This window comes from Microbacterium sp. CH1, assembly GCF_001595495.1.
Lineage (GTDB): Bacteria > Actinomycetota > Actinomycetes > Actinomycetales > Microbacteriaceae > Microbacterium.
Genome location: NZ_LOSO01000015.1, coordinates 461,941 through 472,438, shown reverse-complemented (window position 1 = coordinate 472,438; position 10,498 = coordinate 461,941). Strand labels below are relative to the sequence as shown.

Annotated in this window: 14 protein-coding genes; 9 read left to right on the top strand and 5 right to left on the bottom strand. The window is 70.5% G+C overall.

The annotated features are described in order from the left end of the window. On the bottom strand, positions 1-576 hold a 576-nt coding region (purN, locus tag AUV07_RS10630), incomplete at its 3' end, for a phosphoribosylglycinamide formyltransferase (RefSeq protein WP_062636084.1). Between the two features lie 51 nt (positions 577-627). Then, positions 628-2,016, bottom strand: a complete 1,389-nt coding sequence (locus AUV07_RS10625; RefSeq protein ID WP_062635934.1) for a cell division protein PerM — start codon at positions 2,014-2,016, stop codon at positions 628-630. 91 nt (positions 2,017-2,107) lie between these two features. Here AUV07_RS10625 and AUV07_RS10620 point away from each other — a divergent pair, with 91 nt between their 5' ends. After that, positions 2,108-3,583, top strand: a complete 1,476-nt coding sequence (locus AUV07_RS10620) for an NCS2 family permease (protein WP_062635932.1) — start codon at positions 2,108-2,110, stop codon at positions 3,581-3,583. A gap of 179 nt (positions 3,584-3,762) precedes the next feature. Here the strand turns inward: AUV07_RS10620 and AUV07_RS10615 are convergent, their stop codons facing one another. Further along, the gene (locus AUV07_RS10615; RefSeq protein ID WP_062635929.1) at positions 3,763-4,164 is read right to left on the bottom strand and encodes a VOC family protein; all 402 of its coding nucleotides are present in this window, start codon (positions 4,162-4,164) and stop codon (positions 3,763-3,765) included. 76 nt (positions 4,165-4,240) lie between these two features. On the opposite strand from AUV07_RS10615, the gene AUV07_RS10610 reads away from it, so the two are divergent. Then, positions 4,241-4,819 (top strand): TetR/AcrR family transcriptional regulator, encoded by a 579-nt coding sequence (locus AUV07_RS10610; protein WP_062635927.1) that lies wholly within the window; start codon positions 4,241-4,243, stop codon positions 4,817-4,819. 73 nt (positions 4,820-4,892) lie between these two features. Here AUV07_RS10610 and sucD read toward each other — a convergent pair whose 3' ends face one another. Both sucD and sucC read right to left on the bottom strand, forming a co-directional pair. Then, positions 4,893-5,795, bottom strand: a complete 903-nt coding sequence (sucD, locus tag AUV07_RS10605) for a succinate--CoA ligase subunit alpha (RefSeq protein ID WP_062635926.1) — start codon at positions 5,793-5,795, stop codon at positions 4,893-4,895. Positions 5,796-5,823: 28 nt separating this feature from the next. Continuing rightward, entirely contained in the window at positions 5,824-6,990 is a 1,167-nt protein-coding gene (sucC, locus tag AUV07_RS10600; RefSeq protein ID WP_025103777.1) for an ADP-forming succinate--CoA ligase subunit beta, read from the bottom strand. Between the two features lie 170 nt (positions 6,991-7,160). On the opposite strand from sucC, the gene AUV07_RS10595 reads away from it, so the two are divergent. Genes AUV07_RS10595 through AUV07_RS10570 form a run of 7 tightly spaced genes read left to right on the top strand, consistent with a single transcriptional unit; the run spans position 7,161 to position 10,490 of the window. Then, positions 7,161-7,574: a YbaB/EbfC family nucleoid-associated protein gene (locus tag AUV07_RS10595; RefSeq protein WP_062635924.1), complete on the top strand. Its 414-nt coding sequence runs from the start codon at positions 7,161-7,163 to the stop codon at positions 7,572-7,574. Beyond that, entirely contained in the window at positions 7,574-7,903 is a 330-nt protein-coding gene (locus AUV07_RS10590) for a type VII secretion target (protein ID WP_025103775.1), read from the top strand. Before AUV07_RS10595 ends, AUV07_RS10590 begins: the two co-directional genes overlap by 1 nt. Next, positions 7,900-9,348 (top strand): TNT domain-containing protein, encoded by a 1,449-nt coding sequence (locus AUV07_RS10585; RefSeq protein ID WP_062635922.1) that lies wholly within the window; start codon positions 7,900-7,902, stop codon positions 9,346-9,348. The genes AUV07_RS10590 and AUV07_RS10585 overlap by 4 nt, the downstream gene beginning before the upstream one ends. Further along, positions 9,345-9,632 (top strand): hypothetical protein, encoded by a 288-nt coding sequence (locus AUV07_RS10580; RefSeq protein ID WP_062635919.1) that lies wholly within the window; start codon positions 9,345-9,347, stop codon positions 9,630-9,632. Before AUV07_RS10585 ends, AUV07_RS10580 begins: the two co-directional genes overlap by 4 nt. Further along, on the top strand, positions 9,629-9,766 hold the full coding sequence (locus tag AUV07_RS17630) for a hypothetical protein (protein WP_157524010.1): 138 nt from the start codon (positions 9,629-9,631) through the stop codon (positions 9,764-9,766). Before AUV07_RS10580 ends, AUV07_RS17630 begins: the two co-directional genes overlap by 4 nt. Continuing rightward, positions 9,763-10,206 (top strand): glycohydrolase toxin TNT-related protein, encoded by a 444-nt coding sequence (locus AUV07_RS10575; protein WP_062635917.1) that lies wholly within the window; start codon positions 9,763-9,765, stop codon positions 10,204-10,206. The genes AUV07_RS17630 and AUV07_RS10575 overlap by 4 nt, the downstream gene beginning before the upstream one ends. After that, positions 10,203-10,490: a hypothetical protein gene (locus AUV07_RS10570; RefSeq protein ID WP_062635916.1), complete on the top strand. Its 288-nt coding sequence runs from the start codon at positions 10,203-10,205 to the stop codon at positions 10,488-10,490. Before AUV07_RS10575 ends, AUV07_RS10570 begins: the two co-directional genes overlap by 4 nt. Positions 10,491-10,498: the final 8 nt, after the last annotated feature.

Here is a 10,498-nt window from a genome sequence, read left to right as displayed (position 1 = left end):
GGTCAGGGCGAGGTCGCCGGTCGCGATGCGCCGGACGACGTCGATGAGGAGCCGGCGCTCGACCGGCTTGATGCGCTCGTGCAGCGAGTGCTCGGTGTCGTCGGCCCGGATCGGCACGCGCTCCTGGGCGAGGATGGGGCCGGTGTCGACCCCGTCGTCCACGACGATCACGCTGGCGCCCGTCTCCCGGACGCCCGCGGCGAGGGCGTCGCGGACGCCGTGCGCTCCGGGGAACTCCGGGAGGTACGCGGGATGGGTGTTGATGATCCGCGGCGCATAAGCGGCGACGAGGGAAGACGGCAGCAGGCGCATGAGGCCGCTGAGCACCACGAGGTCCGGCGACCAGACGGCGAGCTGACGGCCCAGCTCCTCGCCCCACGCCTCGCGGCTCTCGTGCTCGTGCCACGGCACGGTGAAGCTGGGGATGCCGAACTCCTCGGCATGGGCCAGCCCGTCGGCTTCGCGATCCGCCCCGACGACGACGACGCGCGCCGGGAAATCGGGGTGACGAGCGGCCTCGAGGAGGGCGCGAAGGTTCGAGCCGGCGCCCGAGATGAGTACGGCGACCGTGAGCACGCGCCCAGTCTACCGGCGTGCCGCACAGGCGCCGTCCCGACCCGGGGCCGGTCAGGGCCGCGAGGGGCGACCGTCCTCGACGGGTCCGCGCGGTGTCCCGCGGTCGCGCAGCGCGTCCAGCGGCGCGGTGTCTTCGAAGGACGCGAAGCCCGGGTGCGGGCTCCGGTCGTCGCCGGCGTCCTCGGAGGCCAGCGTGGACATCTCGGCGATCCAGCGGTCCGTGCGCTCTTCGGCGAGTTCATCCCGGTGACGGGGCGACAGCAGCAGGATCGCCGCACCCACGAGGACCTCCGCGCCGAGGGACAGCGCGAACGGCAGCACCGCCGGACCGACCGTCCCGAGGCGTCCCGGCCCCATCGACCCGTTCGCGAACATCGCGGCGAGCGCGGCGACACCGGCTGCGACCGCAGCGATCCCCACGGCGATCGCGGTCCGCTGCGGGATGCCGAGCGGTGTCCCCTCCCACACCAGACGCGAGCGGACGGCCCACCCCGCGAATGCGCCGGCGGCCACGGGGATCAGGACCACGATGAGCATCCAGATCGAGGAGTTCTCCGGCAGCAGACCGAACGCCGGGATGCCGGGCACGACGCCGAGCTGGGTGCCGGCGGGCGACACCGCGGTCCCCGCACCGACCGCGAACCCGGGGCCGGCCAGCCATGCGGCCGCCCACACCACGAAGGTCGGCAGGTACGCGAGCTGCCCGAGGGTCAGCACGGTCGCCCCGAGGGCGTCGACCCGCGCCGCCTGGAACAGCGCGACGACCTCTCCGCCGCGTGTGAGGACCGACAGGGCGACGGCCAACGCGGCGGCCCCCGTCACGCCCACGAGCGCGAACGCGGCGCCGCGCACGATCGAGGACGGCACCGGCGCCCAGTCCTCCCTGGCGTCCATGACGTCGTGGAGACGGTCGAGCAGTCCGCCGTCGCCGTCCTCCCATGCCACCCGCACGGCGCCGCACACCGCGCCCACGAGGTACACGGCGGGCGGCAGCAGAATGGCGAGAGCCAGCGGGACCCGCGCGGCCCCGAGCGCCGACGTGAGGGCGACGACCGTGGAGATGACGGCGAAGACGACCGTCCCCGACAGCGACCCCAGCAGCCACGCCCCGGAGCGCGCCGCGCGGCCCCCGGAGCGCGCGGCGAAGAGCAGGGTGAGGAGCAGGAAGGCCAGCGGCGTGACCGAGACGACGAACCGCGCGGCGTCTGCGGGGATCGCCAGGGCGACGAGCAGCGTGTCCGGGATCGCGATCTCCAGGGGGACGCCGTGGCCGAACTCCCAGAGCGTGCCGGTGAGCGGCCAGAGCGCGCCCCAGTCGGCGGTGATCCCGAAGGCCAGCGTCCAGAGGAGCGTCAACGGCGCCATCAGCACGACGAGCCCGATGGCCGCCGCGATGGCGGCATCGAGGGCGGCGAGGAGCGCGACGAGGAGGCGTTGCATAGCGCTTCCGAGACTACGACGAGTTCCTTCCCGTCCCCCGTGGGCGCGCGCGGGGGCGGCGACACGGTAGCGTTTCTCCGGAGGTTTCCCGATGACAACTGCCCCGCCCGCCCCGGCGTCCACCGGCCCCACCGGTACCCTGGACCGCTTCTTCGAGATCAGCAAGCGCGGATCGACGATCGGCACCGAGATCCGTGGAGGCCTCGTGACGTTCGTCACGATGGCCTACATCGTGATCCTGAACCCGATCATCCTGTCCGGAAAGCCGGACGTCGCCGGCGACATGCTCGACTTCAACGCCGTCGGCGCCGCGACGGCCCTGACCGCCGGCATCATGACGATCCTCTTCGGCGTCGTCACCCGTCTGCCGTTCGGTTTCGCCGCCGGTCTCGGCATCAACGCCTTCGTCGCGTTCTCCGTCGTCGGCCAGGTCACCTGGCCCGAGGCGATGGCGCTCGTGATGATCAACGGCGTCGTGATCGTGCTCCTCGCCGCCACCGGGCTGCGGAAGGCGATCTTCGACGCCGTGCCGTTCCAGCTGAAGATCGCGATCACGGTCGGCATCGGCCTCTTCATCGCGTTCATCGGTTTCGTCAACTCCGGCTTCGTCACCGCGACCGGCGCCTCGTCCCCGCCCGTCGGCCTCGGCGTCAACGGCTCCGTGGCCACCGTGCCGAGCCTGCTGTTCGTGATCACGCTGCTGCTCACCGGCATCCTCGTCGCACTCCGCATCAAGGGCGGCATGCTCATCGGCCTCATCGGCGGCACCGTGCTCGCGGTCGTCGTCGAGGCGATCTGGCACATCGGCGCCCGCGGCGTCGACGATGAGGGCAATGTCGTCAACCCCGGCGGCTGGGGTCTCACCGTCCCGGCGCTGAACGGCTCCCCCGTCAGCGTCCCCGACCTGAGCCTCATCGGCGCCGTCGACTTCTCGTTCGACCTCGGCAAGGTCAGCCTCGTCGCGCTCGTGATGATCGTCTTCACGCTCCTCTTCACGAACTTCTTCGACGCCATGGGCACCATGACGGGCCTGGCGAAGGAGGCGAACCTCGCCGACGACAACGGCGACTTCCCGCGCATCAAGTCGGCGCTGGTGGTCGAGGGCGTCGGCGCGATCGCCGGTGGTGCGACCTCGTCGTCCTCCAGCACCGTCTTCATCGAGTCCGGCGCCGGCATCGGCGAGGGCGCCCGCACCGGACTGGCGAACGTCGTGACGGGCATCGTGTTCCTCATCGCGATGTTCCTCACCCCGCTAACCTCGATCGTCCCGACCGAGATCGCCGCCGCGGCTCTGATCATCGTGGGCGCCATGATGATGGCGCAGATCCGGCACATCGAGTTCGGCGACTTCCGGGTGCTGCTGCCGGTGTTCCTCACGGTCTCCGTCATGCCGCTGACGTACTCGATCGCCAACGGCATCGGGGCGGGCTTCGTGAGCTGGGTGCTCATCCACGCCTTCTCCGGCAAGGCCAAGACCATCAGCCCGCTGCTGTGGGTCGTCGGCGCCGGCTTCCTCATCTTCTTCGCCCGCGGTCCCATCGAGGCCCTCTTCGGCGTCGGGATCTGACCCGGTCCGGACGACACACGGAGGGGCGGGTGCTGCGGCCCCCGCCCCTCCGTCGTTCCGTCTCCGACCCGCTCCCTCGGCGTCGGATGCACGATCCTGCCGCGCCTGCACGACCCCTCCGCCCACACCATCGTGCATTAGTGCTCCGTTCGTGCGAGCGGGGCGAGCCCGAACGCGGGTCAGGCGTAGGCCGCGGCGAACTCGGGCGACGGCTCGATCGGCTCGATGACGTCGATCAGGACTCCCCCAGGGGCCTCGACGATGAAATGCCGCTGGCCGAAGGCCTCGTCGCGCAGCGGCAGCCGTACCGGGAGGCCCCGCTCCTCCACGAGGCGGGCGTGCGCCGCCGCCGCGTCCGGAACCTCGACATTGAGCAGCATCCCGCGCACCGGCTCGCGGAAACCCGGCGGGATGGTCTCGTGCCTGCGGTCGAGGATCGCCAGCTCGCCGCCGTCGACGCGCAGGCTGATGTACCAGTCGGCTTCGAAGGAGGACTCGAAGCCGAGTTCCTCCCGGTAGAACCGGGCGGCTGCGGCGACATCGTCGACCATCAACACCGGGTAGAAGCTCGTGATCTCCATGCGCACTCTCCTTTACATACAGCGTGTCTGTATTTCTAGCGCTACGATACATACAGACCGCACGTAAAGGAACCCCATGCCCCGAGCATCCGCCGCCGACGCCGCCGAGACGGCGCGGCGAATCCTCGACGTCGCCACGGCGCACTTCGCCGCCCGCGGCTACGCGACGGCTTCCGTCGATGACATCGCTCGAGCAGCCGGCGTGACGCGCGGCGCCGTCTATCACCACTACGAGTCGAAACCCCGACTCTTCACCGCGGTCGCGGCCGCCCAGCAGGAGCGCGTCACCGCGGCCATCCTGGCCGCCACGGCGCAAAGCTCCGCTGCAGCCGCACTCCGGGACGGCAGCCACGCGTTCCTCGATGCCATCACCGTCGGCACCGCCGCGCGGGTACTACTCGTCGACGGCCCCGCCGTTCTCGGCTGGGAGCAGTGGCGACGCCTGGACGCGACCGGCCCGGAGCAGGAGCTGCGGGCTGGGCTGCGAGAGGCCGGCATACCGACGCCCCTCCGTGACGCGCTCACCGCCGCCCTCTCCGGTGCCATGAACGAGCTCGCGCTCTGGCTGGCCGCCCGACCCGACGACGTGGCGGCGCGACACCAGGCACACCGCGCTCTCGACGCCCTGCTCGATGCCGTGGACGACGCGAGCTGAGCGAGGATTCCCCGGGGGCATGACGAAGGCCCCGGGGTGGAGCCCGGGGCCTTCAGGTCAAGCGTAGCTCAGATCAGAGCGACTCGATGATCTCGCGCATGAGAGCAGCGGTCTCGGACGGCGTCTTGCCGACCTTGACCCCGGCGGCCTCGAGGGCCTCCTTCTTGGCCTGCGCGGTACCGGCGGAACCGGAGACGATCGCACCGGCGTGACCCATGGTCTTGCCCTCGGGAGCCGTGAAGCCCGCGACGTAGCCGACGACGGGCTTGGTGACGTGCGCCTTGATGTACTCGGCCGCACGCTCCTCGGCGTCGCCGCCGATCTCGCCGATCATGACGATGGCCTTGGTCTCGGGGTCGGCCTCGAACGCGGCGAGCGCGTCGATGTGCGTGGTGCCGATGACCGGGTCGCCGCCGATGCCGATGGCGGTCGAGAAGCCGAGGTCGCGCAGCTCGAACATCATCTGGTAGGTCAGCGTGCCCGACTTCGACACGAGACCGATCGGGCCCTTGCCGGTGATGTTGGCGGGCGTGATGCCGACGAGCGCCTCACCGGGGGTGATGATGCCGGGGCAGTTCGGGCCGATGATGCGGGTCTTGTTGCCCTTGCTCTGCGCGTAGGCCCAGGCCTCGGCCGAGTCGCCCACGGGGACGCCCTCGGTGATGACGACGAGCAGCGGGATCTCGGCGTCGATGGCCTCGATCATCGCGTCCTTCGTGAAGGCGCCGGGGACGAAGGCGATCGACACGTCGGCGCCGGTCTCCTTCATGGCCTCGGCGACCGAGCCGAAGACGGGGAGCTCGACGGCGCTGCCGTCCTTGTCCGTGTGCGAGACCGTGGTGCCGGCCTTGCGGGCGTTGACGCCGCCGACGACCTGGGTGCCGGCCTTGAGCATCAGGGCGGTGTGTTTGGTGCCCTCGCCGCCGGTAATGCCCTGGACGATGACCTTGGAGTCCTTGTTGAGGTAGATCGACATGTTCTGTTCCTTAAATCCTGTCGAAGCGTCAGGCGTTGGCGAGCTCGGCGGCCTTGTCGGCGCCCTCGTCCATCGTGGCGGCCAGGGTCACGAGCGGGTGCGCGTAGTCGGCGAGGATCGCACGACCCTCGTCCACGCGGTTGCCGTCGAGGCGGACGACGAGCGGCTTGGAAGCCGTATCACCCAGCGTCTCGAGGGCGCCCTTGATGCCGTTGGCGACGGCGTCGCACGCCGTGATGCCACCGAACACGTTGACGAACACGCTCTTGACCTGCGGGTCGCCGAGGATGACGTCGAGGCCGGCGGCCATGACCTCGGCCGAAGCGCCGCCGCCGATGTCGAGGAAGTTGGCGGGCTTGACGCCGTTGTGGTTCTCACCGGCGTAGGCGACGACGTCGAGGGTCGACATGACCAGGCCCGCGCCGTTGCCGATGATGCCGACCTCGCCGTCGAGCTTGACGTAGTTGAGGCCGGACGCCTTGGCCTTGGCCTCGAGCGGGTCGGCGGCGTCCTTGTCCTCGAGCGCCTCGTGCTCGGGGTGACGGATCTCGGAGGCGTTGTCGTCGAGCGTGACCTTGCCGTCGAGCGCGATGATGTCGCCGTCTTCGGTGCGGACGAGCGGGTTGACCTCGACGAGCGTCGCGTCCTCACCCTTGTAGACGTCGTAAAGCTTCACGAACACGTCGGAGACCTTCTCGACGAGGTCCTCCGGGAAGTTCGCGGCGCGGGCGATCTCGACCGCCTTCTCCTTGTCGATGCCGGTCAGCGGGTTGACCTCGACGCGGGCGAGCGCCTCGGGCTTCTCGACGGCGAGCTGCTCGATCTCCATGCCGCCCTCGACGGAGCAGAGGGAGAGGTAGGAGCGGTTGGCGCGGTCGAGCAGCACGGAGAAGTAGAACTCCTCGGCGATGCGGGCTCCCTGCGCGACCATGACGCGCTTGACGACGTGGCCCTTGATGTCGAGCCCGAGGATGGCCTTCGCGGCCTCGTACGCCTCGTCGGGGGTCTTGGCGACCTTGACACCGCCGGCCTTGCCGCGGCCTCCGGTCTTGACCTGGGCCTTGACGACCACGACACCGCCGATCTTCTCGGCAGCCGCCTTCACCTCCTCGGGGGTGTCCGCGACGATGCCGGCGAGGACCGGCACTCCGTACTTCTCGAAAACGTCTCGTGCCTGGTACTCGTACAGATCCACTGTGCTTCCTTCACTGGGCTGCGGTCTGGTCTGGTGATTCTCTCGATGTCGAGACATCGACCAGTCCCCCAGCCTACTACCGCAGGCTGAGCGCTCCGACGCCCCGACGCCCTCCCCGACGCGCCGACGCCTCCGGTACGATTCTTGAGCGTCGAGGCAGGGGAGACGAGATGACGGACACCTTCGACTGGTCGGATCCGGTGGCGACACGCGCGCGCATCGAGCAGCAGGTGAAGGACGCGGAGCGCCGCGCCGCGCAGGCCGCGCAGGTGCGCGACGACATCGCGGGCGTGCGCGAGCAGGCGGCCTCTCCGGGCCGCGACGTCACCGTGACGGTGGACGCCTCCGGGCGCCTCGCCGACGTCGCGCTCACGGATGCCGCTCTGCAGCGCTCCCCCGCCGCCCTGGGCGCCCTCATCGTCACCCTCGCCGCCACCGCGCAGAAGGCGGCGGGCGCGCGGGCGGTCGAGATCGCGGCGGAGGCCTTCGGCGCAGAGGACGCGGCGGTCGCGCATCTGCGTGAGGAGATCGCCGAGCTCCCCGATCCGAGTCAGGACGGCCGACCGCAGATCGAGTACCGCTGATGGCCGAGCTGATCGCCGTCGACACCGAGACCGTCCGCCAGCACGCCCAGCGCGTCGCGCAGATCGCCGCGGACGTCCGGCTCGCCGAGAACGCCGCCGGCTCGATGAACGTGGGCGGCGGCGCCTTCGGCGTGATGTGCGCCTTCCTCGTCCCCCCGGCGCAGATCGTCTCGTCGATCGCCGCCGGGGCGATCACCGCCGCCGCGACGATGCTGGAGAAGTCCGAGGAGCAGCTCCGCGGCCTGGCGGACGACTTCGACGAGGGAGAGCAGCGTCAGCTCGATTCGATCCGCGGGCTGCTGTCGTCCGTGGAGGGCGCTCGCCGATGACCCCGCCGAACCCGCTGGTGGCGGGACCGATCGACCCGACGACACCGTTCAGCGGAGCCGGTCTGCTCGAGGACGGCTACGACCTCGTGAACGCGATCGAGAGCGGGGACTGGGTCTCCGGCGGACTCGCCTCCTTTTCCGCCCTCGCGAACACCGTGGCCACGGCCATGGACCCGCTCGGCTCGCTGATCGCCGCGGGGTTGGGGTGGCTGATGGACCACCTCGAGCCGCTCAAGGGCTGGCTCAACGACCTGACCGGCGATGCCGGCGAAGTCGCCGGTTTCGCGGCGACCTGGGGCAACATCGCGCAGCAGCTGCAGCAGGCGGGCGAGACCCTCGACGCCCGCCTCTCCGACGTCAGCTCGATGTCGGGCGAGGCGATCGCGGCCTACCTCCGGCTGCAGTCCGACGTCGCCGCCCACATCTCCGCGGCCGCCGCCTGGGCCGGCGGGATGAAGACCGGCATGGAGACCGCGTCCATGCTCGTGCAGATCGTGCACGAGCTGGTCCGCGACACCCTGTCGCAGCTGGTCGGCTCCCTCATCTCCTATGCGAGCACGCTCGTCGTGTCGCTGGGCACCGCCACCCCGTACGTCATCGCGCAGGCCACGAGCCGCGTCTCGGCCATGACCGCCCGGATCTCCGGCACCGTGCTCAAGCTCGTGGACGCCGTGACGGCCCTCACGAAGCACCTCGACGAGCTCAAGTCGCTGTTCCAGCGCCTGGGCGACCTCTTCTCGCGCGGCCCGGGCGGTGGGCACGGGCCGTCCGGCCCCGGTGCCCCGCACAGTCCTGACGGCAGTTCGCCCGGCGGCTCGTCACCCGGCGGCTCCGGCCCCGCGGGCCCCAGCGTGCGCGATCAGAGCACACTCACGGACGAGCAGATCCAGACCTACCTCGACCGCAACTACCCGGAATACGCTGACGACTTCGCGGACAACGGCACGCTCCCGCCCGACGTCCAGATCCCCAAGGGACCGGACGTGCTCCAGCCCGACGGGAGCATCGACTGGAGCCAGGTTCCCGGCGAGGGGTACGTGCTGGACTCGGGCGGGGAACCGATCCGGCAGCCGCACACTCCACAGGTGGGAGACGTCCTCGACCGCTACGGTCCTCCGGAGGGCCGCTACACGTCCCCGGTGCCCGAGAACGGCCCGTACACCTACGATCAGCGGTCCCTCCCGTATGTGGAGAATCCGGCCCACTACCACCGCTATGAAGTGGTCGGCGACATGTCCGATCTTCGGAGCGTCTACGACCGCGCTCCGCAACACGTCAAGGACGAACTCCTGGCGGGCGGGTTCAAGCCCGAGTATCTGGGTTCGCAGGGCTACCGAGGAGACATCGCGCCCGGGTTCGGCTCGACGGGTGGCGGGGTGCAGGTCCAGCTTCCCCTCACGGCCGCACAGTTGATCACACTCGGCGTATTGAAGGAGATTCCATGACCGAGCTCACCTCCGACGACGTGCAGCGCATCATCGCCGATGAGAAGCTCACCGCCACCGCGAACTGGTTCGGCCCCACCGGTCGACCACAGTCATCGGCGTGGATCGACCGCGCCGGCGACGCATGGATCGTGTGGGAGACGGACGAGCGCGGCGGCAGATTCCACGATCCCGTCCGCTTCGACTCGGAGTCGGAGGCGTTGGACTTCTTCCTGCGGATCGCGCGCCGCTACCGGGCGTCGGACTCGCACGCCGTCCGGAGGATCGAGGGGGAGACCTCATGACCGCGCTCCGCACCACCCTCGCCGCGGATGAGGCGCAGTCGGAGACCGAGGCTCTCGACCAGTTCTTCCGCATGGCGCGTGCTCACAAGGCCGCCGACGCGCACGCCGTCCGACGGATCGAGGGCCGGGAATGACGGAGCTCTGGATCGGGCCCGACGGCGTCGCGATCGATCGCGAGCCCCTCCCCCGCGGCGCGGAGGTGTGGGACATGTACGGGCCTGTCAACACGCGCTACGTCTACCTCGTGGAAAACGGACGGCCGGCCGCCTACCCGGAGCGCTCCCTGCCCTGGGTCGAGAACCCCGCGGCGTACCACCAGTTCCTCGTCGTCGGCGACTGCGTCCACCTCCGCGCGGCGTACGAGCGCTCGGAGGACGCCGTCCTCCGACGGGACCTGGACGACCTCGTGGACATCGGCTACTACCGCTGGGACGCCCCGATCTTCCGCGGCACGGTGGCCCCGGCCTTCGGCGACCCCGGCGGCGCGACCCAGCTCCTGCTGCCCCTCCCCCTCACGTTCTACCTGCGTCTCGGCCTGGTCCGGGAGCTGGCCGTCCCCGGAGCATCCGCATGAACCGCGACACCGTCCTCGCCGACCTCCGCGCGCGTGGCTCCGTCGGCTTCTGCTTCTTCGACGACCCCCGGGGCAAGACGAACACCGTCGTGGTGTCGTACGGCAGAGAGGGTTTCCAGACCTGGATCCAGGACGAGCGCGCCCAGCCGATCGAGGGGTCGCTGCGGGTGTTCGCCGCAGAGCAGGAGGCGCTGGCCGACTTCGCCCATCGCGTGCAGCTCTGGAACCGTGTCAGCGGCGTGCTCTCGCCGGGGCCGTCGGGCGCGAGCCCTACGGCGGTCTAGGCTTTCGC

Excerpts from the sequence above, each read along its gene's own strand:
- AUV07_RS10625 (WP_062635934.1), bottom strand. The coding sequence starts at position 2,016 with ATGCAACGCCTCCTCGTCGCGCTCCTCGCCGCCCTCGATGCCGCCATC.
- AUV07_RS10620 (WP_062635932.1), top strand. The coding sequence starts at position 2,108 with ATGACAACTGCCCCGCCCGCCCCGGCGTCCACCGGCCCCACCGGTACC.
- AUV07_RS10615 (WP_062635929.1), bottom strand. The coding sequence starts at position 4,164 with ATGGAGATCACGAGCTTCTACCCGGTGTTGATGGTCGACGATGTCGCC.
- AUV07_RS10610 (WP_062635927.1), top strand. The coding sequence starts at position 4,241 with ATGCCCCGAGCATCCGCCGCCGACGCCGCCGAGACGGCGCGGCGAATC.
- sucD (WP_062635926.1), bottom strand. The coding sequence starts at position 5,795 with ATGTCGATCTACCTCAACAAGGACTCCAAGGTCATCGTCCAGGGCATT.
- AUV07_RS10595 (WP_062635924.1), top strand. The coding sequence starts at position 7,161 with ATGACGGACACCTTCGACTGGTCGGATCCGGTGGCGACACGCGCGCGC.
- AUV07_RS10590 (WP_025103775.1), top strand. The coding sequence starts at position 7,574 with ATGGCCGAGCTGATCGCCGTCGACACCGAGACCGTCCGCCAGCACGCC.
- AUV07_RS10585 (WP_062635922.1), top strand. The coding sequence starts at position 7,900 with ATGACCCCGCCGAACCCGCTGGTGGCGGGACCGATCGACCCGACGACA.
- AUV07_RS10580 (WP_062635919.1), top strand. The coding sequence starts at position 9,345 with ATGACCGAGCTCACCTCCGACGACGTGCAGCGCATCATCGCCGATGAG.
- AUV07_RS17630 (WP_157524010.1), top strand. The coding sequence starts at position 9,629 with ATGACCGCGCTCCGCACCACCCTCGCCGCGGATGAGGCGCAGTCGGAG.
- AUV07_RS10575 (WP_062635917.1), top strand. The coding sequence starts at position 9,763 with ATGACGGAGCTCTGGATCGGGCCCGACGGCGTCGCGATCGATCGCGAG.
- AUV07_RS10570 (WP_062635916.1), top strand. The coding sequence starts at position 10,203 with ATGAACCGCGACACCGTCCTCGCCGACCTCCGCGCGCGTGGCTCCGTC.